An 18,491-nucleotide genomic window follows, 5' to 3' on the forward strand; every position below is an offset into this window, starting at 1 on the left:
ATTTTATTATTCTAAGAAAAGCAGAATAAAACGAAATTGAAAAATAGTCAAGTAAAAACTAGGCATTGCAAAATAAAGAGAGATACGTCATTGCGAACGACTAAAAGGAGCGTGGCAATCTAGTTTTAATTTCCGGAGATTGCCGCACTCCTTGCAGTCGTTCGCAATGACACCAATTTTTCAAATTAAACGAGTTACTGTCCAAATAAGCGTTCGATATCCTTAAGCTTCAACTCAATATAAGTAGGTCTGCCATGATTACATTGACCTGAAAGCAGCGTATTTTCCATTTGACGCAGTAAGGCATTCATTTCATCTGCCGATAATTTTCGTCCTGCTCTAATAGAGTAATGACAGGCATAAGTTTCCGTTACATGCTCGATTAACTCTGTCAAAGCTATATTCTTGCTAAAATCCGATAAATGATCGGCGAGATCCTGAATTAACTTTTGTACGTTTAAATCTCTAAGGATATTTGGAATTTCAGTTACTATAATAGATTTTTCGCCAAATTTTTCTAGAGTTAAACCAAGTTTATATAGTTTTTCTCTATGGTAATATAAACAATCTGCTTTTTTTTCATTTGGCAGTTCTACTATCTCAGGGATAAGCAAACGCTGTTTGATTAACTCTTCCGTTTTAAGGTAATCTTTTATTTTTTCATACCCTAAACGTTTGTGTGCTGCATGTTGGTCGGTAATCACTATACTATCTTCGGTTTGTGAAATAATATAAGTCGTATGAAGTTGTGCTTTAGCTGCCCCAAGTTTATATTGTTTACGGGTTTGCTGTTCATGTTCTATACGATTTTCTACTTCTTGTTCTATTTTAGCATGTGATAATGTATCGATTAATTTTTGACAAACATGATTTTGAGGAACTGTATTAAGTGTAGAATGAGTAGTAGGTCTATAATCTGCCGATTTACTATTAACGTTTATAACTTTACTTACTGGCGATTGTTTGTTAACTAAAGGATTTTTAAATAACTCAAGAGCATCAGAGGCGATAGTAGTAGAAGTAACATGGCTTTTATTTGTTAAAGCATTTTTAATTGCTTCTATTAATAAGTTTCGCACATAATTCGGGTCATGAAACCTAACCTCTGCTTTTGCCGGATGTACGTTAACGTCAACAAGTTGCGGATTGATTTGTAAGAATATAGCACATATCGGATAACGATCACGAGCTAAATAATCTTGATATGCTACCCTTAAAGCTACCTGTAATAATTTATCTTTTACTGGTCTATTATTAATAAATAAAAACTGATCTTCACTTGAAGCTCTATTATATGTCGGGCTACTAGTATAGCCGCAAATAGAGAAATCAGGTGTTTTGAAGTCTATATAAGCGGCGTTTTTTATAAAATCATCACCTATTACATCAATTATACGCTGTTTTAGGTTAGTTTCAGCATCTTTATTTTGTCCCTTTAGTTTTAATAAATTCTTGCCGTCATGTGTTAAACTAAAAGAAATTTTAGGATGTGCTAGAGCAATTTTCTTAACCACACCTACAGTTGCTGCAAGCTCTGTTTTATCGGCTCTAAGAAATTTTAAACGTGCAGGTGTTGCAAAAAATAAATCACGTATCTCTATTTTAGTACCTTCATTATGAACAGAAATAGTAACTTGTTTTTCATTGCCGCCGATTAACTTAATCTGAAATGCTTTGTCGGCATCTCGTTTTTTAGAAGTAATTAGCATTTTGCTAATAGCAGCAATAGACGGCAGTGCTTCACCCCTAAAACCAAAAGTATTAATATTTAGAAAATCGCTTTCATCAAACTTAGAAGTTGTATGACGTTCAACAGCAATTTCTAATTCCTTATCAGTCATACCGATACCGTCATCGGAAATAATTATTAGATTTTTACCGGCACGTTCTAAAATAATATCTATTTTAGTACTACTTGCATCAACAGCATTTTCAACTAATTCCTTTACTACCGATGCGGGCCTTTCTATAACCTCACCGGCAGCAATTCGGTTGATAGTACTTTCTGACAGAAATTTTATAGTCATTTTGTTACTAGTTTAAATTTCTTACTACAATATGGGCAGATAACTTCTTTTTTTTTTTATCTATCTCTAAATAAACTTTCGGATGGTCATATGGAGGTTCTTTGCCCTGGCAAGATACAGATGCATCAACGCTATTAACAATTTCCATAGATTTATACATTATTTCTTTAAGTGTAATCTAATATAAGTTACTTTTAAATAAAAGACAAATATTACTTGATTAAATATGTCATCCCGTGACTTGATCAGCTTTGTTGCATGGTTCTAATTTTCTTGTCATTGCGAGGAAATTACGTAAGTAATTGACAAAGCAATCTAGTGCCAAAGTTCTGAGATTGCCACACAGCCTATGGCTCTGCTTGCAATGACGATTTAGCTTGCTGGTACAAGCCACGGTATGACAGTACATTAGTAAATAATGCAGGTATTCAGCATGTTGCTCCTATCGATGAATTTCCTGAAGATAAATGGGAGCAAATTTTGCGTATAGATTTAATAGCATCTTTCTATACTAAAAAATACGCAATACAGATTATGAAAAAACGGCTTCAGGCGAATTGTTAATATCGCTTCCGCTCATGCATATGTCGCATCACCTTTCAAGTCGGCATATGTAGCAGTAAAGTACGGTATCCTTGGACTTACCAAAACCGTTGCTTTAGAAGTGGCTGAGAATAATATTACAGTTAATGCTATCTGTCCCGGTTACGTCAACACACCATTAGTAAGGAATCAAATAGCAGATACTGCTAAAGCTAGACATATCAGTGAAAAATCAGCGTTAAGGGATGTAATCCTTAAATCTCAAGCTACGAAAAAATTTGTAGAAGCTGATGAAATAGCAAACTTAGTAATATTCTTATGTGATAAAAAAGCATCATCAATAACAGGTAGTGGACTCTTGATATATGGCGGCTGGATGGCACAGTAGTTTTTAATTCTTAATATTTGTTATTTATTGAGAAATAACTAACAATAAAAACTTCTTGCAAAAATTTAATTTACTCCTTTACATTTAAAATAAACCACAATTTATTCAAGGAGGAATTTATGCCAGAAAAAAACATCTACATTTTCAAACTGAAGAAACTGACTTAAATAGAGTAAAATGCCAAATTAATTCATTTTAAAGATGAACTGGACAGCCCCATAGATGGGCAATTAGTTATAGGAGAAGTTGAAGAAGTAAAAGAAAAAGAATTTTCTAGACCCGTAGAAGTTGAGGTAAAGCGTAATTTGGGTAAGTTTAAAAAAGCTCTAGCCTATCTTGGAATTATTAAAAATACGAAAAAAGTAGTAAGCAAAGAAGAGAAAATTATAGGCACCCATGAATTAGGCAATTTTACTAATGATAAGAATTCTATAGAGAACTTTTTAAACAACCTAGATTTCCATGAAGAAAAACTTTACGCATATGATCTTAGTGGTACAAAAGTTGGAGAAGTAGGTGATTTTGGTAAAGATGGTAAATTCTTAGATTTAGAAGGTAAAGCTTTACAAAATCAAAATCAGTTTATACAAAAAGGTAGCGGAGTTTACCATTTAAGTATTGCTACAAACGTAAAATATTTTGATAAAGATTTGAAGTATTAAGACTTCAAAAGGTGTTACGAATATTAACACAAAGCCCGTAAAAAGTGCTCTTAAAGGTAGCAGAGAAGCTGCAAAAATAGGAAAAAAACTACGAAAACAACAAGAAGAACAGAAATTTGCAGGAATTAAAAAGCCAAAAGGAGCTAAACTTACAAAAGTAGGAATTCCGGTACCACTAGAGGATAACTAGGTTATAAGTGCTTGACCATTATAACGTGTATATTATAATAATAATGACCAAATTAATCATGTACGTTATAATAGTCATAATAAATTATTACTATTATTTAGCCTTTTGCATGTCTAATGCTTGTATTTGAGCTTGTGTCTCAAAGTCATTTGGCTCTAATTCTAATGCTTTATTGTATGATTCAAGAGATAAATCGTATTTTTCAAGCTTTCTTAATATTTCTGCTTTATTGTTATAAGCATAAGGATGACTTGGATCTACTTCGATTGCCTTATTATAAGCTTCTAAAGCTAAATCGTATTTTCCCAACTGAATTAATACCGCTCCTTTATTAAGATAAGCCTGAAAATGATTAGGGTTTAGTGCAATTGCTTTGTTATAAACTTCAAGGGCCAACTCATATTTTTCAGGAAATCTAAGTCCCAGTATTCTTAGTCTAAATCCATATCCAATATATGCATCATTCGGATTTTGTTTTATAGCTTTATCACATTTTGCTAATTCTTTTTCAAAATCATTTGCAACTGATTCAGGTTGTTTATTAAACAAGAACTTATAACCACAAAAACATATTACTATCACCACAAGAATTAAAATACCGACAATTAAATATTATAAATTACACTTTATAAATTATGTAACTTGTCTATAATAACTAATTAGTAATTAAGTTATTTAAAGCTCGATGAATAATAGGTCTAAGTTCATTTTTTTATCTGCTATTTCAGGTAATGTACTCGAATATTATGACTTTACGGTATATTCAGTTTTTTCGCTGATTATTGGACAAGTTTTTTTTCCAGGCGAATCAGAATTCATTAGAATTCTTCTAAGCCTTGGAGTATTTGCGGTTGGCTTTCTGACAAGACCGATAGGAGGCATATTATTCGGTTATATCGGTGATAGATACGGTAGACGTATCGCTTTGATAATCTCGATGCTAGGTATGACTATTCCGACCTTTATTATGGGTTTCATACCCTCATATGCAAGTATTGGGATTTATGCCCCTATAACTCTAGTTATAATGCGACTTATTCAAGGTTTATGTATTAGCGGTGAAGGAACGGGAGCGGCTATTTTTATCCTTGAACATCGTCAAAATTTAAGACCGGGTTTTACGGCAGGTTTAGTACATGGTTCAAATATCGCCGGTACCTTAATTGCAACACTTATCGGTATTATAATAGAACGTTATTTCTCTCATATAGATTTTGCTTGGCGTTTTGCTTTTCTGCTTGGCGGGTTTATGGGTCTTGCAGGATTTTACTTGCGATTGCGCGTATCGGAAACACCGATTTTTAAAATGCTTGAGAAAAAGAAACAAGTTCTTAAAGCACCTTTTTCCAATGTAATTAGAACTGCTTGGAGATCGATGTTTTTAACTATGTGTATAGGTGCTATCGCTAGCAGCGTTATGTATTTAGTAAAAACATATATAAATGTTTTCTATTATAATGTAATGCATCTTAGTAATACTATTGCTTTATCATATTTAGCGTATAGTTCGTTTATTGCGATGATAGCGATGCCGCTTGCCGGCGGTACTGCCGATATTATCGGAAAATTTAAAATGGCAATGCTTGTTGGTGTTGCTATCTTGATATTGATTTTACCGACCATGTTACTTATGTCGACAGAAGAGATGTGGCAACAAATTATAGCTCTTACAATGCTTGGTATGCTTGCAGGAAGCATAGCAGGTACAGCTTATATACTCGTTATATCCTTGTTTACGGCAGAACAAAGGTTTACCGGTGTTGCTTTCAGCTACAATTTTGCAATAGCGATATTCGGTGGAACTTCACCTATTATTTCTCGTTGGCTTGTAGAGCGCACAGGCTTATTTTATGCTCCGGCTTTTTATATTATGATCATTGCTGCCGTATTTTTAGTGATTATGTATATGATGAGGAAAGTAATTAAATCGTTGCTTAATAATTATGAACATAGAAAATAAAGAAATAACAAGTAGTTGGTTTACTAATTTACGTGATTTATTGTGCAAAGAATTTGAAAAAATCGAAGAAGAATATGCACAAACCAAAGGTTTAAAACCGGCTAAGTTTGTACGCTCAAGCTGGCAACGTAACGGCGGCGGTGGCGGTGTCATGTCTCTCATGAAAGGAGCAGTATTTGAAAAAGTCGGGGTTAATATATCTACCGTATTTGGTAAAATTTCTCCCGAATTCCGCAACGAAATTCCAGGAGCAGAGCTAGACGGGAAATTCTTTGCAACAGGCATTTCATTAGTCGCACATCTTAAATCGCCGCTAATTCCCGCTATGCATTTTAATACTCGTTATATAGAAACTTCTAAAAGTTGGTTTGGCGGCGGTAGCGATTTAACACCTTTTTATCCGGAACAAAACGAAACTGTAAAGTTTCATACAGCTTTTAAAGAAGCGTGCGATAAGTATGATTCTAGCTATTATCCTAAATTCAAAAAGCAATGTGATGAATATTTTTATCTAAAGCATCGAAAAGAGCCGAGAGGAGTAGGCGGAATATTCTATGATTACTTAAATAATGGTAATTTTGAACAGGATTTTGCCTTTACACAGGACGTAGGTAAGACTTTGTTGTCGGTATATCCTGAAATCGTTAGAAGTAAGTTATTTTTACCTTGGACAGCTGAGCAGAAAGAATACCAGCTTATAAGGCGAGGTAGATATGTAGAATTTAATTTGCTATATGACCGCGGTACTAAATTCGGCTTAATGACCGATGGAAATGTCGAAGCAATATTAATGTCATTGCCACCTGAAGTAAAGTTTAATTGACTTTTTTAAAATCATAACCGGAATGGCAAAATGCTATTTCGGTGTGTTGAAACTTCTGTCAAAAGTGAGAGTATTTTCCACAAAACCAATTTTTTTTAAGGATATAGCGAATGCCAACCCATTTACGATATGAGATATATTATTTAAAAATTAAAAAATGTCACCTAATTCAATGCATTTCACTATAACAAAATTTTTTACTTTGTAAGTTTAGGCAGTAAATAATGTTCTGTTGAGATTACTTTTTTACCAGTTTTATTTTCCAAGGCTGTTTTAGCGTTTTTAGCTATACTTCCTCCTATTTTACCTGCAACCTTATTTTTTTCCATTCCTGTTACATTATTGGTTTCTACTACCTGAGACGAAGTAGATAATTCAGCAAGAGCAGTAAAAATTAATTCTGCTTCATTCATGTGATCACGTAAATTTTGATTTGTTAAGCCCTTAATATTTTTGTGTTCTTTAAGTTATACCAGCCCATTCTTGATGAATAATATTAGTTAATATAGCAAATTCATTCTCTTTTGTTACTTCATGGTTTTTCCACAGTAATCAGTTAATTTATTTCGTGTTTCCTGCCCCATCATACGTTGTTGAATCCATTTCTCGCTACGACCGTGTCGTTTCCAATTATCCCTTGCTCTATCAATTGACTTTTCCGGATCAGAAATTTCTTGAATCCTCTCATAACCGACTTGCAAGCCATTGTTTAAATGGTTCTGCCTTTGGAGACGGAATAGATTGTATAATACGAAGTAATGACTCTGTATTTGCACAGTCTGTTATATATTTTTTTCCATCTGTGGCAGTTAATTTCAGTCCGTGACAGTTTGTCATGACCTCACTTTTTTCTTCGTTTAACCTTTGTTTTAGTTTTCTTCAATAAGCTCCAGGGTCACTACTATCAGTCAATGCTCCTACTACGTCGACTACTGAAAACCACCAAAGGAAGTTAGGCATAAGCTTTAACTGAAATAGTAAAACACTATTTCGGGGTTGTAGCAATCTCTACCAAAAGTCAGCTATAATAGGAATGTCCAGAGCTTAAAAGCAATGCTTTAGTTTAATTAATCGGGAGTAACTACATATCCAACAAAACTAACAAGAGCCTACCTGAACTCGTAGCAGAATTTACTTCAAAAGAAAATATTGACGAAACACAATCTTAGAGTTTGTTATTATTTCTTGCTCGCAATGACGATATATCTTTAACAATCCCTTTTCAAATAACAAAGAGTATACTAGTCAAATGGTTTCACTATAACCATAATCACTGCAACAATCATGCAAATAGTCGGAATCTCATTAACTATGCGATAAAATTTTTCTGAATGGACATTCTTACCATTTGCAAAATCTTTTCGCCATCTTGCAAGTAAACCGTGAAATATCACTAAAACTAATACTGCAAACATTTTAATGTGAAACCAAGTATCAAGAGCAACAAACCCGTAAATATGAGCATTTATTAAACCAAAAATAAATGTGCTAATCATTGCTGGATTCATAATGAATCTGAGTAATTTTAGCTCCATTACTTGTAAAGTACTATCTAGCTCACTACCTATTTTAGCTTTGATATGATAAACATATATTCTAGGTAAATAAAGAAGCCCTGCCATCCAACACATAGCAGATATCAGATGGACTGACTTAAACCATAGATAGTAACTTGCCATTCTTTTCCTTATTAACTTGTTAATTTACACAAACATTTAGTAAATTCGTTTGGACATATTCTTGTACTAGAGCTACTCATAACTAAATTAGTATCAACCTTATTAATAAATCGTAGCAATATATTTGTCAAACTATTAATAAAAATTTTATTTGTTCCAAGTGTCGGAATTCGGGTATATTGAATTTCATATTTATCTGCGATTAATTTATATTCAATATCAAGCTCTACTAGTGTTTCAACATGCTCGGATACAAAGGATATAGGTACGATAATTATGTCTTTTTTTAACTTTCCTGCTAGCTCTATTTCGTCTTCCGTATTAGGTTTTAACCACTCTATAGGTCCTACTCTACTTTGATAAGTTATCTTATAATCTAGATCTTTTATATTTAATTCTTTAACTATTGCTTGTACTGTTTCTTTTATCTGAAAACCATAAGGATCACCTGCTTTTATTATTTTTTCGGGTAACCCGTGAGCAGAAAATAATATACGAAAATTTTTATCATATAGTTTTTCTTTAATTAATGAAACATGAGCTTTTATAAAATCTTTTTCTAGAGGATAACAGCAAATTGTTTTAATTGGAATATCAATATCAAGGTTTTGTAAAAAATTTTTAACCGATGATCCTGTCGTAGTACTTGAAAATTGAGAATATAGAGGCAATAATATTATTTCGCTTGGATTATATTTTTTTATTTGACCTATTACTTCTTTAGCAAACGGTGCTGAATATCTCATATTTATAAAAATAGCGAAATCTTCTTTTATAAGTTGCTTTAGCTTTTCAGTTAGTGCTAATTTCTGCTCCTCTGTTTCCTGCAGTAAAGAAGATTTACCACCAATTAAAGAATAAATTTTTTGAGATTTTTTCTCTCTAGTAATAGAAATTATTTTAGCGATAATATAACGCAAAGGATTTGGTAGATTAATTATAGCTTTGTCATAGAATAGATTAAATAGAAAAGGCTTAACTGATTTAAGGTTTTTTGGACCGCCTAAATTAAAAAGTACTATTGCTATTCTTTTCTTCATATAACCTAACATATTCTGTCAAAAATTCTACATTTTCCGTAGGTGTTTCAGGCAAAATACCATGTCCTAAATTAAAGATAAAATTCTTTCCTTTCATTGCCTGAAGAATTTTATAAGTTTTTTCTTTAATAATTTCTTTATTAGTTAATAATACAACCGGATCTAAATTACCTTGTACTATTACTTTATCACTCCACTCTTTCATTTTTTCAAGAGGAACCATTTGATCTACGGCTAAAACATCTATCGGTACTTCTTTTATAAATTTTTCGTACAATAATCCTGCTCCTTTAGGAAAAGCAATTATAGGAGTTTTTGGAAAAACTTCTTTTACTTTTAGTATAATCTTTTTTGTCGGCTCTATTACAAATTCGGTAAATTCCTCTTCTGCAAGTACTCCTGACCATGAATCAAAAAGCTTTAAAACATCTGCTCCAGATTTTGCTTGATTTATAAGATGATCAGCTGTTTTTTCCGTAATAAAATTTAATAATTCTTCAGCAAGTATTTTATTTTCATATATGAATTTTTTGCTCGTTTTAAAATCCTGTTTTCCTTTTCCTTCTAACATGTAACTCATCACTGTCCAAGGACTACCTGCAAATCCTATTAAAGAAATGGGGGATGGTAATTCTTTTTTTACTTTTTTTATTATTTCATAAACCTTTTCTAATTTATAATTCGGATTGATTTGCAGATATTTAAAATCTTCTTGTGATTTGAATTGCTTTAATATAGGCCCTATATTTTCTTTAAAATCCACTTCCCATCCAAGAGCATGAGGTAAAACTAATATATCGGAAAAAATAATAGCTGCATCAAATCCATAACGTTTTATCGGTTGTAAGGTTACTTCTGTTGCTTTGCTAACATCATAACAAAAATCTAGAAAATTTTTTGTTGTTTCTCTTACTTTTTTATATTCCGGCAAATATCTACCTGCTTGACGCATAAACCAAATAGGTACTTTATTATTATTTCCTTTTAATGGATTTATAATTTGCTTCATGCTATTACTAAAAGTATTAAAATAATAAATATATTATTTGTTGTTTATATAAATAGAATTATGTAGATTAAATGTTTTAAACAGAGTTATCAACAAAATTTTCATTAAAATTTTCTTAAAAATATAGGTATTTTTAATTATTATTCACATAAGTTTGTAATGAATTTATACAAGTGGATAATTAAGTGTAAAATTCATTTATAGCTTAGAAAAGACTATTTTTTCAAAGAAAAATGATATTTATTCACAATTTTATCCACAAACTATTTATTTAAAAGAAAATACACTAGATTTACTTGATTTAATAAGGATTTGAGGAATTTTTTAATAGGTTTTAATAGGAAAAATAATAAGTTATTAAAAAATTTATCCACAATTACATATGTAAAGTATGACAAAGCTAATTATTCACTTAGTTTCAGACTCTTCCGTGCAAACTGCAAAATATGCAGCAAATTCTGCCCTTGCACAATTTACTTCCGTAAAACCAAAATTATATCATTGGCCAATGATTAGAAATTTGGAATTGCTAAATGAAGTATTAAGTAAAATAGAATATAAACATGGGATAGTATTATACACGATTGCCGATCAAGAACTCCGAAAAACTTTAACGAAATTTTGCTATGAATTAAAAATTCCATGTATTTCTGTAATAGGTAAAATTATTAAAGAAATGTCTGTTTTTTCAGGTATTGAAATAGAAAAAGAACAGAATTACAATTATAAATTTGATAAAACTTATTTTGATACACTTAATGCCATAGATTATGCTATAAGACATGATGACGGACAAATGCTTAATGAATTATCAGAGGCTGATATAATATTAATAGGTCCTTCTAGAACTTCTAAGACACCGACTTCCGTATTTCTAGCGTATAACGGTTTAAAAGCTGCCAATATTCCTTATGTTTATAATTGCCCCTTTCCTGATTTTATAGAAAAAGATATAGATCAATTGGTAGTAGGACTCGTTATTAATCCAAATAGGTTAATTGAGATAAGAGAAGCTAGATTAAATCTATTACAAATTAACGAAAATAAAAGCTATACGGATTTTAATATAGTACAAAAAGAGTGCCTAGAAGTCAGAAAAATTTGTGATCAAAGAAATTGGCCGGTAATTGATGTGTCGACTAGATCAATAGAGGAAACAGCAGCTTTAATAATGCGAATATATTATAATAGAAAAAATAAATATAATAAATAAAAAGATTTTCATTATTTACAAGTAGAAGCCTGTACTTTATAATTTTATTTATAAATATAGGTGTTGTCCTTATGAATCCGAAAGCAACACTATGTCATTCCTAGCTAAAAGCGACTTTGTTGTATAGATTGAAAAACCTACTCAATGTCATCCCCGCGTGTAGGCGGGGATGACATAAACGAGTCATGCAATAAGGCTGTTAAAAGCGGAAATGACATAAAAGCCATATGGACAATGCTACAAAAACATAGAGGAATTTATGGCAAATAACGTAATGGATAGCTCTTTTAAAAAGGAAGTATTAGAATCGGATTTACCTGTACTGGTTGATTTTTGGGCAGAATGGTGCGGACCGTGTAAAATGTTAACACCGATAATAGATGAAATCAGTAAAGAATTACAAGGCAAAGTAAAAGTACTTAAAATGAATATTGATGAAAATCCTAACACTCCTTCAGAATACGGTATTCGTAGTATTCCAACAATAATGTTATTTAAAAATGGTGAACAAAAAGATAATAAAATAGGTTTGCAACAAAAAAATTCTCTTTTAGATTGGATTAATAAATCTATTTAATATTTATTTATGTCACTTAGCCATCCAAAAGTATTTATAGAGATAACTAATGGTTATGTTGAAGGTATTGATACTCATAAAAGAGCTCAAGGTTTAAAGCATTTCTTCTTGAAAAAAGGAGTCTCTCTTTCTCCAAATATACCTATATTAAACAATATTAATTTTTCTTGTTATGAGGGAGAAAAAATAGCTTTTATAGGGAGTAACGGTTCGGGAAAAAGTTCGTTTCTAAAGTTAATCGCCGGAATATATCCGTTAAAATCCGGTACAGTCAAAGTTCATGGAGATATTGCGGCAATTATAGATATGGGAGTTGGTTTTGAGTCTGAGCAAACTGGTCGTGAAAATATAAAAATGTTAATGCTATATAATAATATGCTGGATAAATATAGCAAAAAAATTGAAAAAGAAATTATAGATTTTTCAGAACTTGGTAGTAAAATTGATTTACCGATAAAAATTTATAGCTCCGGTATGTTATCACGTCTTGCTTTTTCTGTATCGATATTTCAAAATCCGCAGATTCTATTACTTGATGAAGTTTTTGCGGCAGGCGATAGCTATTTTATAGAAAAATCTCTTAGTTTAATGAAGAATAAATTTAAAAATACTCCTATTTCAATAATAGTAAGCCATCAAGAAGAAATTATAAAAGATAATTGCGATAGATGTATTTTATTAAAAGACGGCAATATTATAGGTGATGGTACACCATCGGAAATGTTTAAAATCTATAACCAACAACAAGGAAATTCATAAATGATAAAGTATTTTTTTTCTAAAAAATACTGGCGGGCAATAGCATTACTAGTTAAAGCTTCTATAATTAGGCAAAATAAAGATTCTTTTTTAGGTTCTTTATGGAGTTTAATTCAGCCTTTTATTCACATAATGGTAATTTCATATTTTTTCGGTTTTTTATTAAGACAGCCGAGAGAATTTATGGTAATGAACTTAGTCGGCGGTATTCCTTTGTGGAGTTTTATAGTAAGCAGCTTAACGATTTGTTCAAGTTCTTTAGTTACACGTGATCAAATAATAAAAAAAGTTAGAATTTCTAAGACTTTTTTTCCTGTTGCGGATAGTTTAGGGCAATTATATACTTTAATTTGCTCATTTTCGGCAATGTATTTTGCTTTTATTTTATTATTTCCAGAAAAATTTTCTTGGCAAATAATATTTATGCCGATATTAATTTTGCCCTTAATAATATGTGTGATTAGTGGTTCTATCGCAGTAGCATTTTTAACGCCGTATATTCGAGATATTCCGCAAATGTTGAGTGTTATTCTTGGAGTTATTTATTGGAGTATACCGATAGTTTATCCATATTCGCTAATTCCGGAGTCTAAAAAGATATATTTTGAATTTAATCCGTTCTTTTTAGTTATAAGACCCGTACAAGCGTTGGTGATTGACGGAACATTACCGGATATGATGCTGATAGTTAAGTCTATTATAGTTGCATTTATTACTGTTTGTATCAGTTATTTAATTTATAGACAATTTTCTAAAAGAGTTATTTATTATTTATGAAACTTGGTTTTAATCTAGATTTTAATGAATTAGATTTAACCGGACTTAAAAAATTAGATCAAATATTTTTAGATTATCTCTTTAAAGCTGATAGATCTTTGCATAAAGATTTAATGTTATTTAGATCGACTCCTATCTCCATTATTCCAAAAGATTATTCCGAATTTTTGCTAAAAATTTCCCCTCATTTAGACGATTTTTTAGCAGAGTTATTTTGTATTTCAAAAGAAATAACGATATCAAGGTTAAAACATAAAGATTTTGATATTATTTATGAATGTAAAAGAAAATTTGTTCAACGTGTTGCCGTAAAAAAATATCCACTGGAAAAAATAAAAGATATTGATTTTGAAGATGTGTATTTAAAACTAACTGATTTAATAGGTGCGAATTTTACTTCTAGAGAATTTGCCAAACAAATAATTATATGGCAACAGGCAGAAGAAAGTTTTGCAGAAGAATTAGACATAGCAGCTAGGTATGCTGCGTATAGGGTTTATTTGTGTGAGAATATCAAGCCACAGGATAACATCCTATTCAACCTCCCACAAAAACTAGATAAAGAAAATCTAATAGACGATAAAAAAATATTAAAATATCAAAAAAATGAGAGAGTAGATTTTGACTATACAGATTCTTTTTTAAATCTAGATGAAGCTTTAAACCATTCTCATTATTGTATTTATTGCCATAAGCAAGATAAGGATAGCTGTTCTAAGGGATTACTGCAACCTCAGAATCGTCATTGCGAGGAGCAAAGCGACGTGGCAATCTCAGGAGATTTGACGAGATTGCCACGCTCCTTGCAGTTGCTTGCAATGACGGATTTAAAACAAGGTTGCCCGTTAAAACAAAAAATTTCTGAAATGAACTATGTTAAGGCACAAGGTTTTAACCTAAGTGCTCTTGCTATTATCGTTATTGATAATCCGATGGTTGCAGCAACAGGTCATAGAATTTGTAATGATTGCTCAAAAGCTTGTATTTACCAAAAGCAAGATTCGGTAAATATCCCATTAATAGAATCAAATATTTTAGAAGAAACACTTAAATTACCTTACGGCTTAGAGATATATTTACTGCTTACTCGTTGGAATCCACTTAATATTTATGCACCGCTTCCGAAAGAACCTACTAATTATAATATTTTAGTTACCGGTCTTGGTCCTGCAGGTTTTAGTCTTAGCTATTATTTATTACGGTCAGGTCATAATGTTGTGGCTATTGACGGTTTAAGAATTAATCTACTGCCTTTTGACGTTCATAAGCCTATAAAATTTTGGCATGAATATAAAAATTTGTTATCGGAAAGAATGCCAAAAGGATTTGGAGGGGTAGCGGAATATGGGATTACTGTTCGGTGGGATAAAAACAATCTCGATATATTGCGGCTAATATTAGAGAGAAATAATAATTTCAAATATTATGACGGAGTAGCTTTAGATTTTAATATAACGAAAGAACAAGCTTTCGATTTGGGTTTTGATTATATAGCTTTTTGCATTGGAGCAGGTCAGCCGAAAGTTTTGGATATAGAAAATTTTGAAGCTAAGGGCGTAAAAACGGCTTCTGATTTCTTAATGACTTTGCAAAACGGAGGGGCATTTTTGAAAAATTCTAGTACTAATATGGTAATTAGGATGCCGATTGCGGTAATAGGCGGCGGTCTTACTTCCTTAGACGCAGCAACGGAAAGTTTATATTACTATAAAAAACAAGTAGAGGAATTTGCCGAAGATTATATAGAAAAAGATTTAACAGAGGAAGATAAAGAAATAGCTGAAGAATTTATTGCTCATGCAAAATTGTTTAAAGAAGCTAAGAATAATGAAGAATTAAGAAAGGTTTTTAATAAGCTTGGGGGTGCTACTGTCTACTATCGTGGAAGATTGCAAGATTCGCCGGCATATAAATTAAATCACGAGGAGCTAATATATGCATTAGCACTCGGTGTTGATTTTAAGGAAAATATGCAACCTTTAAGGATTAATGTTGATAAATACGGTCATGTGGAATCTGTGGAGTTTGAGAATCGAAACCGTCATTGCGAGCAGTCAAAGACTGCGTGGCAATCTCAGGAGTTTGGCTTAACAAAATTGCCGCGTCAATGCTACGCATTTCCTCGCAATGACATCAAAACCAAAACCGTGATTATGGCAATCGGTATAGAAAATAACACTCAATTCGATGAGGATAAATATAGCTATTTCGGTGATTGTAATCCTAAATATTCGGGTAGTGTAGTGAAGGCTCTTGCTAGTACCAAAGAAGGGTACGACGCTATTAACAAAAAGCTTATAAATAATAATCCTAGCTTTAAAGGTAGTTATAAAGATTTTTGTACGCAGCTTGATTATTTGCTGACTTCTAGGGTTAATAAAATAAATATTTTAGATGATAAAACTTGTGAGTTGATAATTCATTCGCCGCTTGCTGCTAAAAATTTTAAGTTCGGACAGTTTTTTCGCTTACAAAATTATTCTGAAGATGCTGCTAAGTTAATAGAGCCTGTAGCCTTAAGCCCTATCGATATTGATGTAGAAAAAGGCTTAATTAGCTTTATAGTTTTTGAAGTCGGTAAATCTACTAGCTTATGTAAAACATTATCCGAAAATGAGAAAGTAGTTTTAATGGGACCGACAGGTTCGCCGCTAGAAATACCTCAAAATAAAAAAATAGTTATTGTTGATTTCGAAGTCGGTAATATAGGCTTATTAAAAGTTCTAAAAGAAAATAATAATGAAGTTATATTTGTTACCTATCCTGATATAAAAATCCGTAAATTAGTTTCAGTGGATATAGTAATAATTAATGCTTCTCCTGAAATAATAGAAGAATTGCAAAGTCTAAAAAATGAAATATTCAGTGAAAATACAAAAATAATAGTTAGCGTTAATTCATCGATGCAATGTATGATGAAAGGAATTTGCGGACAATGTATTCAAAAAGTTAAAGGAGAGCAGAAATATATTTTTGCATGTAGCCAGCAAAATCAAAATGCAGAAATAGTTGATTTTAAGAGCTTGAAAACTCGTTTACGCCAAAACTCTTTGCAAGAAAAAATGAGAAAATTAGTGGCTAATTCATCCATAATTTAATATAATAGCTTCAATTAACTCTTCTAGTTGTTCAGGTGATAATTCACCAATTTTTTTGAATTTTATCACTTCTTATAGCACTAATTTCATCAACCATAATATGAGATTCTAAATTAAAACCATTTAGCTCTGTAGGAGTCAATAACAGGTGAAAAGTTGTGGGGCATCTATTAAATCTGTTGTGAAGGCAAACTGTTATACTGGGATGATTTTTATATAAATTAGATTGAACAACAACAGCGGGGCGAGGTTTACCATAATCTCCAGATATTACACCAAGCAACAATATATCTTTTTTTAATTTCTATTATTTCCATTCATCTAACCAACTTTCTTCATTGTGTTTTAACCATAAGTTGGCATCAGGATATTGTAACACAAAGTGTTACATATCGCTAGTTAAATAAATTTACTTCTCAAAACGACAAAATGCTCTACTACTATCTTGATTAAGAAAATCGATAATTTGTATTACTATAGAATTATTGTTATATTTCTCAGCAACTTGTTTTATACGCTCAGCAAAATTACCTTCACCTGAGAAGATTTCTTCGATAGCTTTTAAAGCACTTAAAGACTTTACTTTATCAAACCCTTTTCTATTCATACCGATTAGATTTAAGCCCTCAAGCACCGCACGTTTGCTACTTACAAGCCCAAACGGTATTACATCTGCTCCGACCGGCGATAGCCCGCCAATCATCGAATATTCACCGATTCTAGCATATTGATGTACGGCAGACAGTCCGCCGATTATTGCATAATCACCTACCCCAATATGACCTGCTAGGCTTACATAATTAGCAAATACTACATTATTGCCGATTTTACAATCATGACCTATATGGACGCCGACCATAAATAAATTATTATTTCCTACTCTTGTCATCATTCCGCCGCCTTGGCTTCCTGCTTGTACCGTAACATATTCTCTAATAGTATTATTAGAGCCAATTATTGTGCTTGATCGCTCATTAGCATATTTTAAGATTTGTGGAGGTTGACCTATTGATGCAAAAGGATAGATTACGGTATTTTCGCCGATTTCGGTAATCCCTTCAATTACTACATGGGATTTTAGCTCGACATTGTCATGAAGCACAACTTCAGGACCTATAATACAATACGGTCCGATTTTTACGTTTTTACCAAGCTTTGCACCTTCTGCAATTACAGCTGTAGTATGGATATTAGAATTTGACACTATGTCCCTATGTTTTATCTTTAATCATTGCGGTAAACTTACTTTCTGCAGCTATTTCACCTTCGACCGTAACCGTACTTGAAAATTTCCATACGTTAGCTCTTTGCTGATCAATAACAGCGTGGATATGCATAGTATCCCCCGGCTGAACAATTCTACGAAATTTTGCATTTTCGATAGTCATTAAAAACACTTCTTTATTCTTAGTAGAACCTAAAGATTTAGCAACTAATATAGCAGCTAATTGTGCCATAGCCTCAACCATTAGAACACCGGGCATAACAGGTCTTGCCGGAAAATGTCCTGTAAATTGCGGTTCGTTAACAGTAACGTTTTTAATACCTGTTATTGATTTGTTAGGATCGATTTTAAGTACTCTATCTACTAATAAAAATGGATAGCGATGAGGTATCCAATCCATGATTTCGGTAATATCTATGATCATTTATTTAGATCTCTTCTTTAATGTAAATTTTCCGTCATTGCGAGGAAATTATGAAATAATTGACGAAGCAACCTAGTAAAAAGTACTAAAATCAGCA

The 18,491-nt window shown here is 31.9% G+C and carries 21 protein-coding genes and 1 pseudogene; 10 read left to right on the top strand and 12 right to left on the bottom strand.

What is annotated here, in order from left to right; all coding sequences use genetic code 11:
* Positions 1–194: 194 nt before the first annotated feature.
* Both mutL and ACHBLB_RS02370 read right to left on the bottom strand, forming a co-directional pair.
* Positions 195–2,027 carry a DNA mismatch repair endonuclease MutL gene (gene mutL / locus ACHBLB_RS02365; RefSeq protein ID WP_475842367.1) on the bottom strand — a complete coding sequence of 611 codons (1,833 nt, stop codon included), beginning with the start codon at positions 2,025–2,027 and terminating at the stop codon, positions 195–197.
* Positions 2,024–2,187: pseudogene (locus ACHBLB_RS02370) on the bottom strand (zinc-finger domain-containing protein). The gene mutL and the pseudogene ACHBLB_RS02370 overlap by 4 nt, the downstream one beginning before the upstream one ends.
* A 284-nt stretch (positions 2,188–2,471) precedes the next feature.
* On the opposite strand from ACHBLB_RS02370, the gene ACHBLB_RS02375 reads away from it, so the two are divergent.
* The 3 genes from ACHBLB_RS02375 to ACHBLB_RS02385 all read left to right on the top strand — a co-directional run bounded on the left by ACHBLB_RS02375 (position 2,472) and on the right by ACHBLB_RS02385 (position 3,620).
* Positions 2,472–2,591: a hypothetical protein gene (locus ACHBLB_RS02375; RefSeq protein ID WP_252081324.1), complete on the top strand. Its 120-nt coding sequence runs from the start codon at positions 2,472–2,474 to the stop codon at positions 2,589–2,591.
* A gap of 1 nt (position 2,592) precedes the next feature.
* Positions 2,593–2,958 (top strand): SDR family oxidoreductase, encoded by a 366-nt coding sequence (locus ACHBLB_RS02380; RefSeq protein WP_475842709.1) that lies wholly within the window; start codon positions 2,593–2,595, stop codon positions 2,956–2,958.
* Positions 2,959–3,263: 305 nt separating this feature from the next.
* Positions 3,264–3,620 (top strand): hypothetical protein, encoded by a 357-nt coding sequence (locus tag ACHBLB_RS02385; protein WP_228368855.1) that lies wholly within the window; start codon positions 3,264–3,266, stop codon positions 3,618–3,620.
* A 283-nt stretch (positions 3,621–3,903) separates the two neighbouring features.
* On the opposite strand, the gene ACHBLB_RS02390 is transcribed toward ACHBLB_RS02385, so the two are convergent.
* Complete coding sequence (locus tag ACHBLB_RS02390; protein ID WP_475842369.1) at positions 3,904–4,359, bottom strand: tetratricopeptide repeat protein; 456 nt, start codon at positions 4,357–4,359, stop codon at positions 3,904–3,906.
* A gap of 136 nt (positions 4,360–4,495) precedes the next feature.
* Between ACHBLB_RS02390 and ACHBLB_RS02395 the strand changes: the two genes are divergently transcribed.
* Positions 4,496–5,770, top strand: a complete 1,275-nt coding sequence (locus ACHBLB_RS02395) for an MFS transporter (RefSeq protein ID WP_475842371.1) — start codon at positions 4,496–4,498, stop codon at positions 5,768–5,770.
* On the top strand, positions 5,754–6,593 hold the full coding sequence (hemF, locus tag ACHBLB_RS02400; protein ID WP_475842373.1) for an oxygen-dependent coproporphyrinogen oxidase: 840 nt from the start codon (positions 5,754–5,756) through the stop codon (positions 6,591–6,593). Before ACHBLB_RS02395 ends, hemF begins: the two co-directional genes overlap by 17 nt.
* A gap of 197 nt (positions 6,594–6,790) precedes the next feature.
* On the opposite strand, the gene ACHBLB_RS02405 is transcribed toward hemF, so the two are convergent.
* The 6 genes from ACHBLB_RS02405 to hemE form a co-directional block, all read right to left on the bottom strand.
* The gene (locus tag ACHBLB_RS02405) at positions 6,791–7,006 is read right to left on the bottom strand and encodes a hypothetical protein (RefSeq protein ID WP_475842375.1); all 216 of its coding nucleotides are present in this window, start codon (positions 7,004–7,006) and stop codon (positions 6,791–6,793) included.
* 114 nt (positions 7,007–7,120) lie between these two features.
* Entirely contained in the window at positions 7,121–7,294 is a 174-nt protein-coding gene (locus tag ACHBLB_RS02410; protein ID WP_475842378.1) for a hypothetical protein, read from the bottom strand.
* The gene (locus tag ACHBLB_RS02415; RefSeq protein ID WP_230453563.1) at positions 7,278–7,430 is read right to left on the bottom strand and encodes a BRO family protein; all 153 of its coding nucleotides are present in this window, start codon (positions 7,428–7,430) and stop codon (positions 7,278–7,280) included. The genes ACHBLB_RS02410 and ACHBLB_RS02415 overlap by 17 nt, the downstream gene beginning before the upstream one ends.
* Positions 7,431–7,834: 404 nt before the next feature.
* Complete coding sequence (hemJ, locus tag ACHBLB_RS02420; protein ID WP_475842380.1) at positions 7,835–8,272, bottom strand: protoporphyrinogen oxidase HemJ; 438 nt, start codon at positions 8,270–8,272, stop codon at positions 7,835–7,837.
* Between the two features lie 11 nt (positions 8,273–8,283).
* A complete protein-coding gene (hemH, locus tag ACHBLB_RS02425; RefSeq protein WP_012151474.1) occupies positions 8,284–9,324 on the bottom strand; it encodes a ferrochelatase in 1,041 nt (346 codons plus the stop codon).
* A complete protein-coding gene (gene hemE, locus ACHBLB_RS02430; RefSeq protein WP_475842382.1) occupies positions 9,281–10,321 on the bottom strand; it encodes a uroporphyrinogen decarboxylase in 1,041 nt (346 codons plus the stop codon). Before hemE ends, hemH begins: the two co-directional genes overlap by 44 nt.
* A 391-nt stretch (positions 10,322–10,712) precedes the next feature.
* On the opposite strand from hemE, the gene ACHBLB_RS02435 reads away from it, so the two are divergent.
* From ACHBLB_RS02435 to ACHBLB_RS02455, 5 genes are all read left to right on the top strand, one after another.
* Positions 10,713–11,534 (top strand): pyruvate, water dikinase regulatory protein, encoded by an 822-nt coding sequence (locus tag ACHBLB_RS02435; RefSeq protein WP_012150225.1) that lies wholly within the window; start codon positions 10,713–10,715, stop codon positions 11,532–11,534.
* 259 nt (positions 11,535–11,793) lie between these two features.
* On the top strand, positions 11,794–12,111 hold the full coding sequence (gene trxA, locus ACHBLB_RS02440) for a thioredoxin (RefSeq protein ID WP_475842384.1): 318 nt from the start codon (positions 11,794–11,796) through the stop codon (positions 12,109–12,111).
* A gap of 9 nt (positions 12,112–12,120) precedes the next feature.
* Positions 12,121–12,870, top strand: coding sequence for an ABC transporter ATP-binding protein (locus tag ACHBLB_RS02445; RefSeq protein ID WP_012150227.1), 750 nt, complete (start codon positions 12,121–12,123; stop codon positions 12,868–12,870).
* Positions 12,871–13,647 carry an ABC transporter permease gene (locus tag ACHBLB_RS02450; protein ID WP_004997009.1) on the top strand — a complete coding sequence of 259 codons (777 nt, stop codon included), beginning with the start codon at positions 12,871–12,873 and terminating at the stop codon, positions 13,645–13,647.
* Entirely contained in the window at positions 13,644–16,745 is a 3,102-nt protein-coding gene (locus ACHBLB_RS02455; protein WP_475842386.1) for an FAD-dependent oxidoreductase, read from the top strand. The genes ACHBLB_RS02450 and ACHBLB_RS02455 overlap by 4 nt, the downstream gene beginning before the upstream one ends.
* 43 nt (positions 16,746–16,788) lie before the next feature.
* On the opposite strand, the gene ACHBLB_RS02460 is transcribed toward ACHBLB_RS02455, so the two are convergent.
* The 3 genes from ACHBLB_RS02460 to fabZ form a co-directional block, all read right to left on the bottom strand.
* On the bottom strand, positions 16,789–17,028 hold the full coding sequence (locus tag ACHBLB_RS02460) for a type II toxin-antitoxin system PemK/MazF family toxin (RefSeq protein WP_475842389.1): 240 nt from the start codon (positions 17,026–17,028) through the stop codon (positions 16,789–16,791).
* Between the two features lie 126 nt (positions 17,029–17,154).
* Positions 17,155–17,949 carry an acyl-ACP--UDP-N-acetylglucosamine O-acyltransferase gene (lpxA, locus tag ACHBLB_RS02465; protein ID WP_004997001.1) on the bottom strand — a complete coding sequence of 265 codons (795 nt, stop codon included), beginning with the start codon at positions 17,947–17,949 and terminating at the stop codon, positions 17,155–17,157.
* A gap of 7 nt (positions 17,950–17,956) precedes the next feature.
* Positions 17,957–18,394: a 3-hydroxyacyl-ACP dehydratase FabZ gene (fabZ, locus tag ACHBLB_RS02470; protein WP_004997000.1), complete on the bottom strand. Its 438-nt coding sequence runs from the start codon at positions 18,392–18,394 to the stop codon at positions 17,957–17,959.
* Positions 18,395–18,491 lie beyond the last annotated feature (97 nt).

The organism is Rickettsia lanei, assembly GCF_056242675.1.

Bases quoted from the DNA above. Each gene is read 5' to 3' on its own strand.
- hemF (WP_475842373.1), top strand. From the start codon at position 5,754: ATGAACATAGAAAATAAAGAAATAACAAGTAGTTGGTTTACTAATTTA.
- ACHBLB_RS02415 (WP_230453563.1), bottom strand. From the start codon at position 7,430: ATGACAAACTGTCACGGACTGAAATTAACTGCCACAGATGGAAAAAAA.
- ACHBLB_RS02435 (WP_012150225.1), top strand. From the start codon at position 10,713: ATGACAAAGCTAATTATTCACTTAGTTTCAGACTCTTCCGTGCAAACT.
- ACHBLB_RS02395 (WP_475842371.1), top strand. From the start codon at position 4,496: ATGAATAATAGGTCTAAGTTCATTTTTTTATCTGCTATTTCAGGTAAT.
- hemE (WP_475842382.1), bottom strand. From the start codon at position 10,321: ATGAAGCAAATTATAAATCCATTAAAAGGAAATAATAATAAAGTACCT.
- ACHBLB_RS02450 (WP_004997009.1), top strand. From the start codon at position 12,871: ATGATAAAGTATTTTTTTTCTAAAAAATACTGGCGGGCAATAGCATTA.
- trxA (WP_475842384.1), top strand. From the start codon at position 11,794: ATGGCAAATAACGTAATGGATAGCTCTTTTAAAAAGGAAGTATTAGAA.
- hemH (WP_012151474.1), bottom strand. From the start codon at position 9,324: ATGTTAGGTTATATGAAGAAAAGAATAGCAATAGTACTTTTTAATTTA.
- fabZ (WP_004997000.1), bottom strand. From the start codon at position 18,394: ATGATCATAGATATTACCGAAATCATGGATTGGATACCTCATCGCTAT.
- ACHBLB_RS02405 (WP_475842375.1), bottom strand. From the start codon at position 7,006: ATGAATGAAGCAGAATTAATTTTTACTGCTCTTGCTGAATTATCTACT.
- mutL (WP_475842367.1), bottom strand. From the start codon at position 2,027: ATGACTATAAAATTTCTGTCAGAAAGTACTATCAACCGAATTGCTGCC.
- ACHBLB_RS02445 (WP_012150227.1), top strand. From the start codon at position 12,121: ATGTCACTTAGCCATCCAAAAGTATTTATAGAGATAACTAATGGTTAT.
- hemJ (WP_475842380.1), bottom strand. From the start codon at position 8,272: ATGGCAAGTTACTATCTATGGTTTAAGTCAGTCCATCTGATATCTGCT.
- ACHBLB_RS02455 (WP_475842386.1), top strand. From the start codon at position 13,644: ATGAAACTTGGTTTTAATCTAGATTTTAATGAATTAGATTTAACCGGA.